The 16,922-nt window shown below is 71.1% G+C and carries 14 protein-coding genes and 1 pseudogene; 11 read left to right on the forward strand and 4 right to left on the reverse strand.

Translation table 11 applies throughout. The features are described from left to right. Positions 1–103: 103 nt before the first annotated feature. Positions 104–1,810 carry a hypothetical protein gene (locus ACIQI8_RS31850; RefSeq protein WP_402357837.1) on the forward strand — a complete coding sequence of 569 codons (1,707 nt, stop codon included), beginning with the start codon at positions 104–106 and terminating at the stop codon, positions 1,808–1,810. A 225-nt stretch (positions 1,811–2,035) separates the two neighbouring features. Here ACIQI8_RS31850 and ACIQI8_RS31855 read toward each other — a convergent pair whose 3' ends face one another. Further along, positions 2,036–2,860 (reverse strand): hypothetical protein, encoded by an 825-nt coding sequence (locus ACIQI8_RS31855; RefSeq protein ID WP_402357840.1) that lies wholly within the window; start codon positions 2,858–2,860, stop codon positions 2,036–2,038. A 71-nt stretch (positions 2,861–2,931) separates the two neighbouring features. Here ACIQI8_RS31855 and ACIQI8_RS31860 point away from each other — a divergent pair, with 71 nt between their 5' ends. From ACIQI8_RS31860 to ilvD, 4 genes are all read left to right on the forward strand, one after another. Then, positions 2,932–3,864, forward strand: a complete 933-nt coding sequence (locus ACIQI8_RS31860) for a Ppx/GppA family phosphatase (protein ID WP_402357843.1) — start codon at positions 2,932–2,934, stop codon at positions 3,862–3,864. Positions 3,865–4,457: 593 nt separating this feature from the next. Next, entirely contained in the window at positions 4,458–5,282 is an 825-nt protein-coding gene (locus ACIQI8_RS31865) for a sugar phosphate isomerase/epimerase family protein (RefSeq protein WP_402357846.1), read from the forward strand. Further along, a complete protein-coding gene (locus tag ACIQI8_RS31870; RefSeq protein ID WP_402357849.1) occupies positions 5,279–5,884 on the forward strand; it encodes a TetR family transcriptional regulator in 606 nt (201 codons plus the stop codon). Before ACIQI8_RS31865 ends, ACIQI8_RS31870 begins: the two co-directional genes overlap by 4 nt. A 188-nt stretch (positions 5,885–6,072) precedes the next feature. Continuing rightward, entirely contained in the window at positions 6,073–7,926 is a 1,854-nt protein-coding gene (ilvD, locus tag ACIQI8_RS31875; protein WP_402357852.1) for a dihydroxy-acid dehydratase, read from the forward strand. A gap of 59 nt (positions 7,927–7,985) precedes the next feature. Here ilvD and ACIQI8_RS31880 read toward each other — a convergent pair whose 3' ends face one another. Beyond that, entirely contained in the window at positions 7,986–10,103 is a 2,118-nt protein-coding gene (locus tag ACIQI8_RS31880; RefSeq protein ID WP_402357855.1) for a serine/threonine-protein kinase, read from the reverse strand. 181 nt (positions 10,104–10,284) lie between these two features. Here ACIQI8_RS31880 and ACIQI8_RS31885 point away from each other — a divergent pair, with 181 nt between their 5' ends. The 3 genes from ACIQI8_RS31885 (at position 10,285) to ACIQI8_RS31895 (ending at position 12,041) form a co-directional block, all read left to right on the forward strand. Beyond that, positions 10,285–10,602 (forward strand): SH3 domain-containing protein, encoded by a 318-nt coding sequence (locus ACIQI8_RS31885; protein WP_402357858.1) that lies wholly within the window; start codon positions 10,285–10,287, stop codon positions 10,600–10,602. A gap of 43 nt (positions 10,603–10,645) precedes the next feature. Then, positions 10,646–11,149, forward strand: a complete 504-nt coding sequence (locus tag ACIQI8_RS31890; protein ID WP_402357861.1) for an EamA/RhaT family transporter — start codon at positions 10,646–10,648, stop codon at positions 11,147–11,149. Positions 11,150–11,270: 121 nt separating this feature from the next. Further along, complete coding sequence (locus ACIQI8_RS31895) at positions 11,271–12,041, forward strand: class I SAM-dependent methyltransferase (RefSeq protein ID WP_402357864.1); 771 nt, start codon at positions 11,271–11,273, stop codon at positions 12,039–12,041. On the opposite strand, the pseudogene ACIQI8_RS31900 reads toward ACIQI8_RS31895, so the two are convergent. Beyond that, positions 12,005–12,334, reverse strand: a pseudogene (locus tag ACIQI8_RS31900) (SulP family inorganic anion transporter); the annotation flags it as partial. The gene ACIQI8_RS31895 and the pseudogene ACIQI8_RS31900 overlap by 37 nt on opposite strands. A gap of 305 nt (positions 12,335–12,639) precedes the next feature. On the opposite strand from ACIQI8_RS31900, the gene ACIQI8_RS31905 reads away from it, so the two are divergent. The 3 genes from ACIQI8_RS31905 to proC are packed head-to-tail and all read left to right on the forward strand — an operon-like array spanning position 12,640 to position 15,176. Further along, positions 12,640–13,506 (forward strand): ABC transporter ATP-binding protein, encoded by an 867-nt coding sequence (locus tag ACIQI8_RS31905; RefSeq protein WP_402357867.1) that lies wholly within the window; start codon positions 12,640–12,642, stop codon positions 13,504–13,506. Further along, the gene (locus tag ACIQI8_RS31910; protein WP_402357870.1) at positions 13,503–14,303 is read left to right on the forward strand and encodes an ABC transporter permease; all 801 of its coding nucleotides are present in this window, start codon (positions 13,503–13,505) and stop codon (positions 14,301–14,303) included. Before ACIQI8_RS31905 ends, ACIQI8_RS31910 begins: the two co-directional genes overlap by 4 nt. Positions 14,304–14,363: 60 nt before the next feature. Beyond that, positions 14,364–15,176, forward strand: a complete 813-nt coding sequence (gene proC, locus ACIQI8_RS31915) for a pyrroline-5-carboxylate reductase (protein ID WP_402357873.1) — start codon at positions 14,364–14,366, stop codon at positions 15,174–15,176. A gap of 72 nt (positions 15,177–15,248) precedes the next feature. On the opposite strand, the gene trpS is transcribed toward proC, so the two are convergent. Next, positions 15,249–16,274 (reverse strand): tryptophan--tRNA ligase, encoded by a 1,026-nt coding sequence (gene trpS / locus ACIQI8_RS31920; protein ID WP_402357877.1) that lies wholly within the window; start codon positions 16,272–16,274, stop codon positions 15,249–15,251. Positions 16,275–16,922 lie beyond the last annotated feature (648 nt).

Raw genomic sequence — 16,922 nt, forward strand, 5'->3', positions numbered from 1 at the left:
AATTCGGGGTTCCTGTACCCGATTGAGGGATCGTTTCACCCGTACGGATTAAAAGTGCTCAAGGTGCCGGAAGGGGCCGTCGCGGGCCGCCTACGGTCCACGGATGATGAGCAGCAGTCCGGAGACCTCGCCCCGCACCACCGGCGCGCACCGGGCGCGTCGGGAGGCGCGTGACCGTGCCGCGGCGCGCACGCTGGCGCAGCGGCCGCCCGCACGCTACGAGCCGTACCTCGACGGTCTGTTCACCTACTGTCTGTCCGTCCTGTGCGACCACGACACGGCCACCGAGGCCCTCGGTGACGTCCTCGCGCTCGCCGAGCGGCGGCGCGGCCCCGAAGCGGACGGCGACCGCCGTGCCTGGCTGTACGCGCTGGCCCGCTGGGCCTGTCTGCGCAAGCTGGCCGAGGCCAAGCAGAAACGTCAGGGCACCCACGCGGCGGGCCGGCACGAGGGCCACCGGCAGCCCACCGCCGCGCCCGTCCCCGTCGAGGTCCAGGAGGAGCGGCGGCGTGAACTCGCCCAGCTCGCCTGGCCGGAGGCCGCCGGCACCACCCCGGAGCAGCGCGAGGCGCTCGAACTCGCCGTGCGCCACCACCTCGCCGCCCACGAGGTCGCCGCCGTCCTCGGCCTGGACCTCGCCGCCGCCCGCGAACTGCTCGCCTCCGCCGCCTGCGAGGTCGAGCGCACCCGCGCGGCCCTCGCCGTCGTCGAGACCGGCACCTGTCCGAGCGTCGCCCGGCTCACCGGCGACCACCAACTCGTCCTCTCCACGGCCCTGCGCAAGGAACTCGTCCGGCACGTCGACGACTGCCCGCACTGCCGCCGCAGCGCCGAGCGCGCGAATCCCGGCCCGTGGCCCGGCACGACGGTCGCCCCCGCCGAACTCGCCGTCCTGGAAGCACCCCGCGCGGACCTGCACGTGGCGCTGGCGCATCACCCACGCGCGCGTGGCGCCGCCGCACCCCGCTTCGACCGGCGCGGCTTCCCGATGGACCCCAAGGACCGCGCCGCCCGCCGCGACCGCCTGCGCGCGCGTGCCGTCACCACGACCGTCGTCGCCACCGTCGTGGCCGCCCCCGTGCTCGCCCTGTGGGCGGCCTACCGGGGCGATCCCGTCGGCGAGGGCCCCGGCGGGCACAACGCCACCGCCAGCGAGGCACACGGCCCGGGCCTGCTCGACGGCGAGGCGGCCGGCACCGGCTACGAGAACGCCGGCAACGCCAGCACCAGGCCGGGCCCCCGCTTCGGCAAGGGCGACAGACCCGACGTGTCAGTGGAGGTCATCAGCGTCACCGGCGCCGGCCGCAAGGGCGCCGGACACCTCGACGTCTCGGCCGGCAACAGCGGCGACACCACGCTCGTCACCCTCACCGCGACCGGCTCGGCCCCCGTGCGCTGGTCCGCCACCACGGGCGCCTCCTGGCTCTACCTCAGCCAGTCCTCGGGAACGCTCGCACCGGGCGAGTCGTTGACGATCAAGGTGTACGTCGACCATCTGCGCGAGCCGTCCGGCCACTGGAGCGCACGGGTGGCGATCTCACCGGCCGGCGCCGTCGTCTCCATCGACGGCTACGGCACCGCGCCCAGCCCGTCCGACCCGGGTTCCGATCCCGGCACGCCCAGCGATCCCCCGCCCTCGTCCCACGATCCCGACCCGACTCCGACGGAGTCCTCGGATCCCAGCCCGAGCGATCCGCCGTCCTCGTCGCCCGACCCGACCCCGACGCCCACGGACACGGCCCCGTCCGACCCGGGCGGCTCGTCGCCCCCGCCCGGTGACGGCGGCGACCCGAGCCCGTCGACGTCGTAGCCCCCCGAACCACGGCTCCCCACCGGGCTGGTGCAGCTCGGGTATGCCGGTCCGGACAGCTTCCGTCCGCCGGGCCGGAGCACTCACGCCCGCGAAGCCGGGCGGCCCCTTCAGGCCGCCGGGCGGCCCCCGGAAGCCGCGTCCACTGGCGTCCGTCCGGTCAAGCCGCCCGCGCCCCGCTACCCCTCCGTCGGCCCTGGACTCCTCAGCCCACGGGGTTTCGCCTCAGCCCACCGGGTCCGCGGGATGCGGGGCCAGCAGCGGCAGCTGCGAGGCCAGCCGCTGCTCGCACAGCTCGACCAGGCGGTCGTAGCCGGCCTTGCCCATCAGCTCGGTCAGCTCGGGCCGGTAGGAGACGTACACCGGGTCGCCCGCGCCGTGCGCCGAGGTCGCCGACGTGCACCACCAGTGCAGGTCGTGGCCGCCCGGACCCCAGCCCCGGCGGTCGTACTCACCGATGGAGACCTGGAGCACGCGCGTGTCGTCGGGCCGGTCGATCCAGTCGTAGGTCCGCCGCACCGGCAGCTGCCAGCACACGTCCGGCTTGGTCTCCAGCGGTTCCAGGCCCTCCTTGACCGCCAGGATGTGCAGCGAGCAGCCCGCGCCGCCGGCGAATCCCGGCCGGTTCTGGAAGATGCAGGAGCCCTGGAAGGGACGGGTCTGGCGCTCGCCGTCCTCGTCCTCGGAGACCCAGCCGCTCTCGCGGCCCACGTCGTGGTGCTGCCAGATGTCAGGGGTGAGCCGCTCCACGAAGCCGGCGACGCGTTTCTCGTCGTCCTCGTCGGAGAAATGGGCGCCCAGCGTGCAGCACCCGTCGTCCGCGCGGCCTGCCTGGATGCCCTGGCAGCCACTGCCGAAGATGCAGTTCCAGCGGGAGGTCAGCCAGGTCAGGTCACACCGGAAGATCTGCTCGTCGTCCGCCGGGTCGGGGAACTCGACCCACGCGCGCGCGAAGTCGATCCCCTTCTCGTCGGCGGCCAGCGCTTTCATCGCCGCCTTCGACATTTTTCCCGTCGACTTGTCGGCCTTTGCCTTTTTCGTCTTTGGCACGAGACCAGCGTAAGGCGCGGAGGACGGCATCGAGGACGGAGGACCGTTCAGCTGGCAGTAGCGTTCTGTACATGAGACTCGGTGTCCTCGACGTGGGATCGAACACGGTGCATCTGCTGGTCGTGGATGCGCACCCGGGCGCGCGACCGCTGCCCGCGCACTCGCACAAGGCGGAGCTTCGCCTTGCCCAACTCCTGGACGGGGACGGGGCGATCGACCCGGAGGGCGTGGACAAGCTGATCTCGGTAGTCCGGGAGGCCGTGCAGGCCGCCGAGGACAAGGGCGTCGAGGAAATGCTCCCCTTCGCGACCTCTGCCGTGCGCGAGGCCAGCAACGCCGACGACGTCCTCGCGCGCGTGCAGGCCGAGACCGGCGTCGAGCTCCAGGTCCTCAGCGGCGCGGAGGAGGCCCGGCTGACCTTCCTCGCGGCCCGCCGCTGGTTCGGCTGGTCCGCGGGCAAGCTCCTCGTCCTCGACATCGGCGGCGGCTCCCTGGAGATCGCCTACGGCATCGACGAGGCACCCGACGCGGCCGTCTCCCTCCCGCTCGGCGCCGGCCGCCTCACCGCAGGCTGGCTCCCCGGCGATCCCCCGGACCCGGACTCCATAAGGGCACTGCGCCGTCACGTACGCGCCCAGATCGCCCGCACGGTGGGCGAGTTCACCCGCTTCGGGGCCCCCGACCACGTGGTCGCGACATCCAAGACCTTCCGCCAGCTGGCCCGCATCGCCGGCGCGGCCCGCTCCACGGAAGGCCTGTACGTCCAACGCGAACTGAAGCGCGAGTCCCTCGAAGCCTGGGTCCCCCAACTCACCGGCATGACCACCGCCCAACGCGCCGACCTCCCCGGAGTCTCCGAGGGCCGAGCCGGCCAACTCCTCGCAGGCGCGCTGGTGGCCGAGGGCGCGATGGATCTGTTCGGAGTGGAGACGGTGGAAATCTGCCCGTGGGCCCTGCGGGAAGGCGTGATCCTGCGACGACTTGACCGGATGCGCCCGGTATAGGTGCTTCGCGGGAGACGCGGGATGGTGTGAATGCGCGTCCGCTGCATGCCCCCAAGGGGCGCGGGGCAGCGCCGATGTGCGGCTCCGCCGCGCGGACGCGACCGGCTCCGGTGTCTGGCCGATGTGCGCCGCCTGTATGCCCCCAAGGGGGCGCGGGGTTGTGTCGATGTGCGGCTCCGCGGCGTGGACGCGACCGGCTCCGGTGCGTGGCCGATGTGCGCCGCCTGTATGTCCCCAAGGGGGCGCGGGGCAGCGCCGGTCTGCGGCTCCGCCGCGTGGGCGCGACCAACCACCGGAGCCCTGCCGGCGTGCGTCCCGTATACGCACCTCAGGGGCGCGGGGCTGTGTCGATGTGCGGCTCCGCCGCGTGGGCGCGACCAACCTCGGCGCCCTGCCGGCGTGCGTCCCGCATACGCACCTCAGGGGCGCGGGGAACTGCGCGACAAGCCACAGCGCACCGCCACCCGCCCACGGCGATTTCCCCAACGGCGATGACGCGCACCGCCCACAAATCCCGCACACGCGTATGGCGAACCCCACAACGGCCAATAGGCGCCCCGCCCCACCCAACCGCACGACGTAATCTGTCCCCCATGGCGGAGCCAGTCGTGAGGATCCCGGATGCGAAGGTCGCCCTGTCAACGGCCTCGGTGTACCCGGAGTCGACAGCGACCGCCTTCGAGATCGCCGCGCGCCTCGGCTACGACGGCGTGGAGGTCATGGTGTGGACCGACCCGGTCAGCCAGGACATCGAGGCACTGCGCAGACTCAGCGACTACCACCAGGTCCCGATCCTCGCGGTGCACGCCCCCTGCCTGCTCATCACCCAGCGCGTCTGGTCCACCGACCCCTGGATCAAGCTCCAGCGAGCCCGCGCCGCAGCGGAGAAACTGGGCGCGACCACAGTGGTCGTACACCCCCCGTTCCGCTGGCAGCGCCAATACGCGCGGGACTTCGTGAGCGGGATATGGCGCATGGCCGACGAGACGGATGTGCGGTTCGCCGTCGAGAACATGTACCCCTGGCGCTACCGCGACCGCGAGATGCTCGCGTACGCCCCCGACTGGGACGTCACCAAGGACGACTACCGGCACTTCACGATCGACCTCAGCCACAGCGCGACCTCCCGCGTCGACGCGATGCACATGGCCGACCGCATGGGCGACCGCCTCGGCCACGTCCACCTCGCGGACGGCAAGGGCTCGGCCAAGGACGAGCACCTCGTCCCCGGCCGCGGCACGCAACCCTGCGCCGAACTGCTGGAACGTCTCGCCCTGACCGGATTCGACGGCCATGTCGTCATCGAGGTCAACACCCGGCGCGCGATGTCCAGCGCCGAACGCGAGGCCGATCTCGCGGAGGCCCTCGCCTTCACGCGTCTGCACCTGGCCTCCGCGCTGAAGGTGCCCCGACGGTGACCGAGGCCACCTCCCGGCGCCGCGGCCGGCGTCCGAACACGGAGTCCGCCGACACCCGCGACCGCATCCTGACCGTGGCGCGCGAGGAGTTCTCCGCGCGCGGGTACGACAAGACGTCCGTACGGGCCATCGCCAAGGCGGCCGGCGTGGACTCCGCGCTGGTGCACCACTACTTCGGCACCAAGGAACAGGTTTTCGAGGCGGCCATCGCCGTCGCCCTCGCCCCGGCGGCCAACGCGCCAGAGGCGGTGGCCGACGGCCCCCTCGATGACGTGGGCGAGCGCCTGACCCGCTTCATCTTCGGCGTCTGGGAGAACCCCGTCACCCGTACGCCCCTGCTGGCGATCGTCCGCTCGGCCGTCAACAACGAGGCGGCGGCCACCGTCTTCCGGCGGCTGGTCGTCGCCCAGGTGCTGGGCCGGGTCGCCGCTCAGCTGGAGGTTCCGGACGCGGAGCTGCGGGCCGAACTCGCGGGGGCGCAGCTGGTGGGGATCGCGATGCTGCGGTACGTGATCAAGGTCGAGCCGCTGGCGTCGGCGGACGTGGAGCAGGTCATCGCGCGGGTGGCGCCGGTGGTGCAGGGGCATCTGACGGGGCCCTGACCGGCCCCGGCCTCCGTCGGCCTCTCGTCGGCTACCCGTCGACGCCCTCGGCAACCGAGACAGCTGTCCCGCATTCCGGACACCGCGTCCCGACCCCTGGATGACGGGCGTACGCTCGAATGCAGTCAGAAGTCTCTTACGACCGTCTCTGAAGTCTCTGACGACCGTCTCTGAAGGAGCGAGCGACGATGCCCGAGCTGAGGTCCCGCACAGTCACCCACGGCCGCAACATGGCGGGCGCACGCGCCCTAATGCGCGCCTCCGGTGTACCCGGCGCGGACATCGGCCGCAAGCCGATCATCGCGGTCGCCAACAGCTTCACCGAGTTCGTCCCCGGGCACACGCACCTCCAGCCGGTCGGCCGCATCGTCAGCGAGGCGATCACCGCCGCCGGAGGCATCCCGCGCGAGTTCAACACCATCGCCGTCGACGACGGCATCGCGATGGGCCACGGCGGCATGCTCTACTCCCTGCCCTCCCGCGACCTGATCGCGGACAGCGTGGAGTACATGGTCGAAGCACACTGCGCGGACGCCCTGATCTGCATCTCCAACTGCGACAAGATCACCCCCGGCATGCTCATGGCCGCGCTGCGCCTGAACATCCCCACGGTCTTCGTCTCCGGCGGCCCCATGGAGGCCGGTCGCGCGACCCTCGTGGACGGCACGGTCCGCACCCTCGACCTGATCGACGCGATGGTCGACGCGGCGAACGAGAACGTGTCCGACGCGGACGTCCTCCGTATCGAGGAGAACGCCTGTCCGACCTGCGGCTCCTGCTCAGGCATGTTCACCGCCAACTCGATGAACTGCCTGACCGAGGCGATCGGCCTGTCGCTGCCGGGCAACGGCTCGGTCCTCGCCACGCACACCGCCCGCAAGGGCCTGTACCAGGACGCGGCCCGCACGGTGATGGACATCACCCGCCGCTACTACGAGCAGGACGACGAGACGGTCCTGCCCCGCAACGTCGCCACCTTCGCGGCCTTCGAGAACGCCATGGCCCTCGACATCGCGATGGGCGGCTCCACCAACACGATCCTGCACCTGCTGGCCGCGGCGCAGGAGGCGGGCGTCGCGTTCGGCCTGGAGGAGATCAACGAGGTCTCGCGCCGGGTCCCGTGCCTGGCGAAGGTCGCCCCGAACGTCGCCAAGAGCCGCACGTACTACATGGAGGACGTGCACCGCGCCGGCGGCATCCCCGCCCTCCTTGGCGAGCTGCACCGCGCGGGCCTGCTGAACGAGGACGTCCACTCCGTCCACAGCCCCTCCCTCGCGGACTGGCTCAAGACGTGGGACGTGCGCGGCGGTTCGCCCTCCCCGGAGGCGATCGAGCTGTGGCACGCCGCCCCCGGCTGCGTCCGCAGCGCCGAGGCCTTCTCCCAGTCGGAGCGCTGGGAGGAGCTGGACGAGGACGCGGCGGAGGGCTGCATCCGCAGCGCCGAGCACGCGTACTCCAAGGACGGCGGCCTCGCGGTCCTCAAGGGCAACCTCGCCGTCGACGGCTGCGTGGTGAAGACGGCCGGCGTCGACGAGTCCATCTGGACCTTCGAGGGTCCCGCGGTCGTCTGCGAGTCGCAGGAGGAGGCCGTCGAGAAGATCCTGAACAAGCAGGTCACCGACGGCGACGTGGTGGTCATCCGCTACGAGGGCCCCAAGGGCGGCCCCGGTATGCAGGAGATGCTCTACCCGACCTCCTTCCTCAAGGGCCGCGGCCTCGGCAAGACCTGCGCCCTGATCACCGACGGCCGCTTCTCCGGCGGCACTTCGGGCCTGTCGATCGGCCACGCGTCCCCCGAGGCGGCCTCCGGCGGCACGATCGCGCTCGTCGAGGACGGCGACCGCATCCGCATCGACATCCCCAACCGCACGATCGAGCTCCTCGTCGACGACTCCGAACTCGCCCGGCGCGAGCAGGAGTTGGGCGGGGTGTACGCCCCGAAGAACCGTGAGCGCAAGGTGTCGGCGGCGCTGCGGGCGTACGCGGCGATGGCCACCAGCGCGGACCGCGGCGCGGTGCGGGACGTGTCGAAGCTGGGCTGAGGTTCTCTGTTCGTAGGGGCCGTCACTTCGGTGGCGGCCCCCACGTTTGTCCGTACGGGCTACCAGTCCGCCGGCTCGCGGGAGTCGACCGCGAAGACGGTGCCGTCGGGAGCGGTCGCGTAGACCCGCGTGCCGCTGAGGACCGGCCGCGGAACCGTGCCGGCGACCTGCCCCGAGTTCGCGCCCGGCCGCGCCGGGGTCTGCCCGACGAGCCGTCCCGTACCGGCGTCGACCGCGAGCAACCGCCCGTCGCCCGCCGCGAGATACACGTGCTCGTCGTCGGCGACCGGCTCCGAGCCCCGGCTCACCGAGGTCTCCAGATGCCACAGCCGCTTGCCCGCGTCCATGCCGACGGCGTCCAACGCCCCGTCGGCGGCCAGGAGATACACGACGTTCCCGTGCACGGTCGCCCGGGCGTCGGGGCGCGCGACCGGGAGTGCCACCCGGCGCGTTGACTTGTCCGCCGGGTCGTACCGGACGACGGCGTCCGTGTCGCCGTAGACCGGGTCGGAGGAGAGGAGGAAGACCGAGCCGTCGTGCGCACCGACGGCCTCCAGGTTCCCCTTCAGGCTCGCGTCCCAGCGCACGGCTCCGGTGGCCGGGTCGACGGCGGTGACCCGCGTGCTCGACCCGTCGGCGGACGGGCTGGTCGCGTACGCCAGCGGGTCCCCGGTGAACGAGCCGAAGTACGGCCGGCTCTGGCCCGCGATCCGGCGCTCCCACTTCGTCTCGCCCGTCGCGCCGTCCACGCCGGTGACCGTGCCGTCGGCGTGGGTGAGCAGGAGCATCCCGCCGACGGCCCGCAGGGAGGTGTGCGCGGGCATCTTCCGCTGCCAACTCGGCTTGCCCGAAGTCGGGTTGAGCCCTTCGAGCCGCGGGCCCTGGTCCAGCAGCGGCTGAACGAGCCCGCCCGCGAGGACCGGTGGCCCGCTCCGCTGCGACGCGGCCACGGAGCGCCGCCACAGCAGACGGCCGTCGGCGGGGTCGAGGGCGAAGACCGAACCGGACCGCGCACAGATCAACTGCGCGGTTCCGTACGAGCATTGCGCCGTCCCCGACCTACCGGCCGCCGCGTTCGAGACCCAGGCCCGGAACCCGGCCGCCGAAGTGTGCCCCGACGCCGACGACTTGGACGGCGGGCTCTCCTCGGCGGTCGCGCCATGGTTTCCGAGCAGCTGTACGGCGGCCAGCGCGCCGCACACGACGAGGGCGAGGCCGACCGCACCGGCCGCGAGGACGGCCTTACGCCGCCGGCGTCCTCCGGGCGGCCCCGCCGGCTCCGGGGTCGACTCGGGCGCGGGTTCGCGCTTCGTCCGCTGCGACGGTATGAAGGCCTGCGTGTCGTAGGAGGCCGCCACCGACCGCAGCTCCCGCATCAACTCGTCGGGCGTGGGCCGGTCTTCGGGCTCCTTGGCCAGACACCGCAGCACGAGCGGCGCGAGATTCTCCGGTACGCCGCTCAGATCCGGCTCGTCGTGCACGACCTGGTAGGCGACGACGTAGGGACTGTCCGAGTCGAACGGACCGCGCCCGGTCGCCGCGTGCACCAGGACCGACCCGAGCGCGAAGACGTCGGCGGCGGGGCCGACTTCGCGTGGACGCCGGAACTGCTCGGGCGCCATGAACGGCGGGGTGCCGATCAACTTCCCCGTCTCGGTGCGTAGTTCGCTGTCCTTTGGCCGAGAAATGCCGAAGTCGATGACCTTCGGCCCGTCCTCGGCGAGCAGCACATTGCTCGGCTTGAGATCGCGGTGCACGACACCCACACGGTGGATGTCGCGCAGCGCCTCGGCCAGTCCGGCCATCAGCCTGCGCAACTCGGCAGGGGGCATCGGGCCGTTCCGCTTCACCTGCTCGGCGAGGGTCGGACCGGGGATGAACAGCGTGGCCATCCAAGGCCGTTCGGCCTCGGGGTCGGCGTCCACGACGGATGCGGTGAACGCGCCGCTCACCCGCCGCGCGGCCGCCACCTCCTGCCGGAAACGGCCTCTGAACTCGGGGTCCTTGGCGAAGTCGACGTGCACGACCTTCACCGCGAGCTTCATCCCGGAGGTGCTGCGGGCCAGGTGCACGACCCCCATGCCGCCCGAGCCGAGGCATGACTCCAGACGGTAGTGACCGGCGTACTCGGGAAGTTCCGCTTCCGCGCCCGCTCCGGTGTTGCCCTGTGGCGCCATGGGGACCACTCCCGTGCTGTTCGTCCGCGCGCGACGCTCGGAGCCTAGTCGATGAGGCGTTCGGGACAGAGGCGGCTTGCTGGCGCGCATGTGCGAGTTGTGTACATGTGTTTCATGGCGTGTTTTAGGGGAATCAATGGGGCCTCATGGCAGTCATGGGGTCCAACGGGGGAGGTTTTTCATGTCCATTGACCGCACGGAGGAGGCCGGGAGCGTCGAGGGCGCCCAGGCTCTGGCGGCCGCCGCGACCGTCCGCTACTACTCGGTCGCGCCGGGTGTCCGCCTCAACGTCCGCAGCGGCCCCGGCACGAGCTACAGCATCGTCCGGGTCCTGGCCGAGGGCGCCAGGGTGCCGATCTACTGCCAGACGCCGGGCACGCGGGTGACGGGCCCGTACGGCACGAGCAACATCTGGGACAACATCAGCAACGGCGAGTACGTCTCCGACGCCTACGTCCTGACCGGCAGCGACGGCTACGTCGCCGACCGCTGCGGCTGATCCCGGCCGGGAGCCCGCCCCGCCTCGGCGCCATAATCGTCCCGTGAGCGACGAAAACGGCACCCAGGACACGGCGGGCTCCCCCACGGGACCTCGCCCCGAACCCCTCCGCCTCTTCGGCACCACCTGGGTGGACCACGACAACGGCTACACCCTTCGCCGCGTCGGCGCCGCCGTCGGCTCTCTCGCCGCCGCGGTCGCCTCCTGCCTCGTCCTCCGCTTCGCCTACGAGGGCCTCCAGCTCGCGGACACCGGCTCCTTCGTCACCGTCCTGGTCGTCGCGATGTTCGCCATCTGCAGCGCGCTCGCCTTCCGGCACACCTGGGAGTCCTTCGGCAAGCGCCCCGACCCCGACCGCCAGGCCTCCCTCCGCGGCCTCCTGGCCATCGGCTTCGTCGGCTCCCTCGCCGCGTACTTCTTCCGCTCCCTGGCCGAGGCCCCCGGCGAGAGACTCCACCGCGAGGAGTACGAGACGGCCCGCAAGGAGTACGAGAAGCGCACCACCCGCCGCACGGGCAACCCGTCGAAGAAGCGCCGCCGCAAGTAGCGGGGGCCCGCCGGAAGCAACTGTGTCCGGCGGCCACTGCCGCACAGCAGGGGGATCGCGGCTGCTCCTTCCCCCGGCAGAACTCACGCTCCTCTTTACCCAACAGGTCCACCATGGCCGTATGACCGCCTCCTTCCACGCCACCCGCGCCCACTCCTTCAACGCCGCCGCGGCCCAGTACGCCGCGAACCGCCCCTCCTATCCGCCCGCCCTCTTCGACGCGATCGAAGAGCTCGCCGGCCGCCCCCTCGAAGGCGCCCGCGTGGTGGACGTAGGGGCCGGGACGGGGATCGCGACCGCGCTGCTGCACGGGCGGGGCGCCGAGGTGGTCGCGGTGGAGCCCGGGGAGGGCATGGCGGCACAGTTCCGGCACACCAACCCCGGTATCCCCATCGTGCGGGGCAACGGCAACCAACTGCCCCTCGCCGACGCCAGTGCCGACTTCATCACCTACGCACAGGCCTGGCACTGGACCGAACCCGTCCGCTCGGTCCCGGAGGCGCTGCGAGTGCTGCGGCGGGGCGGGGCGCTGACGCTTTGGTGGAACACCAGTGCCCTCGACGTCCCCTGGATCGACGCGCAGTCCGAACGCATCCGGCGCCACTTCAGTGTCGACGGCGTCGTCGACCGCAACGGCAGCGGCATGCACTCCGCGCTCGCCGACCCCACCGGCCGGCTCCACTTCGCGCACCGCCGCGTGCGCTGGAGCCGGCACGTGCCCGTCGACACCCACCTCGCCAACATCAGCAGCCACTCGATCTTCCTGGTGGCCGGCGAGGAGAGCACGGAGGCCTTCCTCGCCGAGGAGCGCGACCAACTGCTCACGGTCTTCCCGGGCGGGGTCGTCGAGGAGATCTACGTCGTCGAACTGCTCGTGGCCAGCGGTTCCTGACCCCGCGCGGCGGCCCACCCCTCCAGGGCCGCCGCGCAGGCGCGGTCCAGGTGCCGCAGCCCGCCCAGTTCGAGCCGCACCTCCCGGTCGACCGGCAGCGCGTCGAGCGCGTCCAGCAACGTCGGCAGCCGCAGGAACGTGGCGTGCCCGAGCACCCGCACGACGACCCCCGCGTCCCCTCGATCCTCCATCTCGATGTGCACATGGCTGACGTCCCACGCCGTCTTCGCCACCGCCGGCGCCAGCCCCACCAACACCCCCTCGAACAGATTCCCGCCGACGATCACCCCGCCGTCACCACCCCAGCACGAGCACCTCCCGCACCTCCCGTGCCGAACGGGAGATGCGTGGGCGCCGAGCCGGGGGAGGGCACGGCGAACCTGCGTGCGTGGCATATGACCTCGCACTGAAATCCATTGTCGGCAAAGGGAGTTGGCCGCGCACCCGCTTCGTGTTGCCGACCTGTGAACGCGGAAGCGCGGATACCGGAACACCTACTTCCGATCACGCCACCGCGCGCCTGCGCTGTCGTACATACCCGCCTGCACCCGCGTGCGTCCGCTTGACGGCACCGCCCCGCGAGAGCATTATTCATCACATGATGAATTATGTTGCCGAGCCACCCGGTACAGCCGGCGCAGGACGTGAACCCGCCGTCCACGCCGAGAACCTCACCGTCGTCCGCGGCCCCCGCACCGTCCTGCACAGCCTCGACTTCACCGTCCCGCGCGGCCAGATCACCGGCCTGCTCGGCCCCTCCGGCTGCGGCAAGTCGACCCTCATGCGCTCGATCGTCGGCACCCAGGCCAAGGTCACCGGCACCCTCGACGTCCTCGGCCGCCCGGCGGGCCACCCCACCCTGCGCACCCGCATCGGTTACGTCACCCAAGCCCCCTCCGTCTACGACGACCTGAGCATCCGTCAGAACCTCGACTACTTCGCCGCGATCCTCGACCCCGGCCGCACCACCGCCGACCGCCACCACGACGTCGAACGCGTCCTCGCCGACGTCGACCTCACCAGCCACGCCGACTCCCTCGCCGGCAACCTCTCCGGCGGCCAGCGCAGCCGCGTCTCCCTCGCCGTCGCCCTCCTCGGCACCCCCGAACTCCTCGTCCTGGACGAACCCACCGTCGGCCTCGACCCCGTCCTGCGCCGCGACCTGTGGACCCTCTTCCACGCCATCGCCGCGGACCGCGGCGCCACCCTCCTCATCTCCTCGCACGTCATGGACGAGGCCGAGCGCTGCCACCGCCTCCTGCTCATGCGGGCCGGCGAGATCCTCGCCGACGACACCCCCGACGCCCTGCGCACCGCAACCGGCGCCGAGACCGTCGAAGCGGCCTTCCTCCACCTGGTCGACAAGGCCACCGCCGCCGCCCGCGAAGGCTCGGGTCAGGACTCCGACGGCGGCTCCGGCAACGGCTCCCGTGACAAGTCCCGCGCGAAGGAGAACACCCGATGAGCACGACGACCACGGCCGCCACCGGCACGGCAGCCCCGAAGCCCGCCCCCACCGGCGTCTTCAACGCCTCGCGCACCCTCGCCACCGCGACCCGCGTCCTGCGCCAGCTCCGCCACGACCCGCGCACCATCGCGCTGCTGATCCTGATCCCCTGCGTGATGCTGTTCCTGTTGCGCTACGTCTTCGACGGCAGCCCGCGCACCTTCGACAGCATCGGCGCCTCGCTCCTCGGCATCTTCCCGCTGATCACGATGTTCCTGGTCACCTCGATCGCCACCCTGCGCGAACGCACCTCCGGCACCCTCGAACGCCTCCTCTCCATGCCGCTGGGCAAGGCAGACCTCATCGCCGGCTACGCCCTCGCCTTCGGTGCCCTCGCGATCGTCCAGTCCGCCCTGGCCACTGGCCTCGCCGTGTGGTTCCTCGGTCTCGACGTCACCGGCAGCCCCTGGCTGCTGCTCCTGGTCGCGCTCCTCGACGCCCTGCTCGGCACCGCGCTCGGCCTCTTCGTCTCGGCGTTCGCGTCCTCCGAGTACCAGGCCGTCCAGTTCATGCCGGCCGTGATCTTCCCCCAACTCCTCCTGTGCGGCCTGTTCACTCCCCGCTCCAACATGCACCCCGCCCTGGAAGCCGTCTCCGACGTCCTGCCCATGTCCTACGCCGTCGACGGCATGAACGAAGTCCTCAAACACACCGACATGACCGCCACCTTCGTCCGCGACGCACTCGTCGTCGCCGGCTGCGCCGTACTGGTCCTGGCCCTGGGCGCTGCGACCCTCAGGCGCCGCACGGCATGACGGCGTTCCGCCAGCCGGACAGCCACCTCCCCCGCCCACCGCCGGTGCGAGGATGAACCCATGACCCAGAAAGTCGCAGTCCTCGGCACCGGCAAGATCGGCGAAGCCCTGCTCAGCGGAATGATCCGCGGCGGCTGGACGCCGGCCGACCTCCTGGTCACCGCACGTCGCCCGGAGCGCGCCGAGGAACTGCGCGCCCGGCACAGCGTCACCGCGGTCACCAACCAGGAAGCCGCCAAGACCGCCGACACCCTGATCCTCACGGTCAAGCCGCAGGACATGGGCAACCTCCTCGACGAACTCGCCCCGCACGTCCCCGCCGACCGCCTGATCATCAGCGGCGCGGCGGGCATCCCCACCTCCTTCTTCGAGGAGCGCCTCGCTACGGGCACCCCCGTCGTCCGCGTCATGACGAACACCCCCGCTCTCGTCGACGAGGCCATGTCCGTCATCTCCGCCGGCAGTCACGCCACCGAGGCCCACCTCGCGCACGCCGAGGAGATCTTCGGCGCCGTCGGCAAGACCCTGCGCGTCCCCGAGTCCCAGCAGGACGCCTGCACCGCACTCTCCGGCTCCGGCCCGGCCTACTTCTTCTACCTGGTCGAAGCCATGACGGACGCCGGCATCCTGCTCGGCCTGCCCCGCGACAAGGCCCACGACCTCATCGTCCAGTCCGCGATCGGCGCCGCCGTCATGCTCCGCGACAGCGGAGAACACCCGGTCAAGCTCCGCGAGAACGTCACCTCGCCCGCCGGCACCACCATCAACGCCATCCGCGAACTCGAGAACCACGGCGTCCGAGCCGCCCTCATCGCCGCCCTCGAAGCCGCCCGCGACCGCAGCCGCGAACTGGCCTCCGGCAAGAAGGACTGACCCCCACCGGGCCGACGCCGTACGCGATCACGCCCAGCGCCACACCCACGAACCGTCAGCCGGCCCGCGCGCTCACAGGGCCGCGTTCAGCACTGGCGCCGACATGGGCTCCAGGAGTCCGATCGCCCGGTAAGCCGTATCCACCGTCGGCCGCGCCATGGCCCGAGCCTTCTCCGCACCATCCCGCAGCACCCCTTCCACATAGCCCGGATCCGCGCACAACTCCTTGTGCCTGTCCTGTACGGGCTTGAGGATCTCGACCACGGCCTCTGCGGTGTCCTTCTTCAAGGACCCGTACGACTCATATACACCGCTCAAGGCCTCGGGGTTCCCACCCGTGCAAGCCGCGAGGATCTCCAGCAGATTGGCGATCCCCGGCTGCTCCTCCCGGTCGTAGACGACGTCCTGCCCGCTGTCGGTCACGGCCCGCATGACCTTCTTGCGCACCACGTCCGGCTCGTCGAGCAGATAGACGATCCCCGCCCCGGAGTCCTCCGACTTCCCCATCTTCGAAGCCGGCTCCTGGAGGTTCATCACCCGGGCAGCGATCTGCGGAGTGGTCGCCTTCGGCACCACGAACGTGTGCCCGTACCGCTGGTTGAACCGCAACGCCAGATCCCGCGTCAGCTCCACGTGCTGCGTCTGGTCGTCCCCCACCGGCACCTCGTCGGCCCCGTACGCCAGGATGTCCGCCGCCATCAGCACGGGATAGGTGAGAAGCGACAACCGCACACTCCCACCGCGCTCACGCTCCCGCGCGGCCTTCTCCTTGTACTGGATCATCCGACGCATCTCACCGTCGGTCGCCACACACTCCAGCACGTACGACAGCCGCGCGTGCTCGTCCACATGACTCTGTACGAACACGGTGCACAGGTGCGGATCGAGCCCCGCTGCCAGCAACAAGGTCGCCGCCTGTCGACTGAGCCTGCGGACTCTCGCGGGATCGTGGTCCACGGTCAGCGCGTGCAGATCGACGACGCAGAACAGCGCGTCGGACCGGTGCTGGTCCACATCGACCCACTGCCGCATGGCTCCCAGGTAGTTCCCCAGGGTCAGGTGTCCGGTCGGCTTGATCCCGCTGAAGACCCGAGTCATTTCCACTCCACCTCCTGATCGAGACCGCCGTCCCGGCGGCCGACCCTCAGGAGCTCTGGAGGGAGAAACGAGAACGGCCGCCGAGGCGGCGGCCGTTGAGTGCATACGTGCGCACGGCCGCCGTCAGGCGGCCCACCAGAGCTGGGTGCACGTACGCGTAGGCATGGGCTCACCGTACGCCTTGGGGCCCCCGTACGACCGCAAGTTGACACACCCAGATCCGGTACGTAGTGTTCTCCGAGTTGTTCGACGTGAGCGCCGACTCCGGTCGGTCCCCGGACAGCCATTCCGCAGTACCAACCACTAGTCGACTAACAGTCGGTCTGACTGTTGTCGTGTTATTGGCGTGCGTATTCGCGAAATGAGGAATCCGCGTTCGAAAGGGCGCAGCACCCGATTAGCGTCGGGGGCGGGAGTCCGCTAAAGTCTCACTCGTCGGAACGGCCCAACAGCCGGAAAGACAACCCCTTCTGACGGGGAATCGGACGCCGAAAGGGTCTGATAGAGTCGGAAACGCAAGACCGAAGGGAAGCGCCCGGAGGAAAGCCCGAGAGGGTGAGTACAAAGGAAGCGGCCGTTCCTTGAGAACTCAACAGCGTGCCAAAAGTCAACGCCAGATATGTTGATACCCCGTCTCCAGTCATCACG

The organism is Streptomyces sp. NPDC092369, from assembly GCF_044755245.1.
Taxonomy (GTDB): Bacteria; Actinomycetota; Actinomycetes; order Streptomycetales; family Streptomycetaceae; genus Streptomyces.

What these genes read in the sequence shown, in the direction of transcription:
- ACIQI8_RS31885 (WP_402357858.1), top strand. Translation starts at nt 10,285, where the DNA reads ATGTCCATTGACCGCACGGAGGAGGCCGGGAGCGTCGAGGGCGCCCAG.
- ilvD (WP_402357852.1), top strand. Translation starts at nt 6,073, where the DNA reads ATGCCCGAGCTGAGGTCCCGCACAGTCACCCACGGCCGCAACATGGCG.
- proC (WP_402357873.1), top strand. Translation starts at nt 14,364, where the DNA reads ATGACCCAGAAAGTCGCAGTCCTCGGCACCGGCAAGATCGGCGAAGCC.
- ACIQI8_RS31905 (WP_402357867.1), top strand. Translation starts at nt 12,640, where the DNA reads ATGATGAATTATGTTGCCGAGCCACCCGGTACAGCCGGCGCAGGACGT.
- ACIQI8_RS31880 (WP_402357855.1), bottom strand. Translation starts at nt 10,103, where the DNA reads ATGGCGCCACAGGGCAACACCGGAGCGGGCGCGGAAGCGGAACTTCCC.
- ACIQI8_RS31865 (WP_402357846.1), top strand. Translation starts at nt 4,458, where the DNA reads ATGGCGGAGCCAGTCGTGAGGATCCCGGATGCGAAGGTCGCCCTGTCA.
- ACIQI8_RS31860 (WP_402357843.1), top strand. Translation starts at nt 2,932, where the DNA reads ATGAGACTCGGTGTCCTCGACGTGGGATCGAACACGGTGCATCTGCTG.
- trpS (WP_402357877.1), bottom strand. Translation starts at nt 16,274, where the DNA reads ATGACTCGGGTCTTCAGCGGGATCAAGCCGACCGGACACCTGACCCTG.
- ACIQI8_RS31895 (WP_402357864.1), top strand. Translation starts at nt 11,271, where the DNA reads ATGACCGCCTCCTTCCACGCCACCCGCGCCCACTCCTTCAACGCCGCC.
- ACIQI8_RS31910 (WP_402357870.1), top strand. Translation starts at nt 13,503, where the DNA reads ATGAGCACGACGACCACGGCCGCCACCGGCACGGCAGCCCCGAAGCCC.
- ACIQI8_RS31850 (WP_402357837.1), top strand. Translation starts at nt 104, where the DNA reads ATGATGAGCAGCAGTCCGGAGACCTCGCCCCGCACCACCGGCGCGCAC.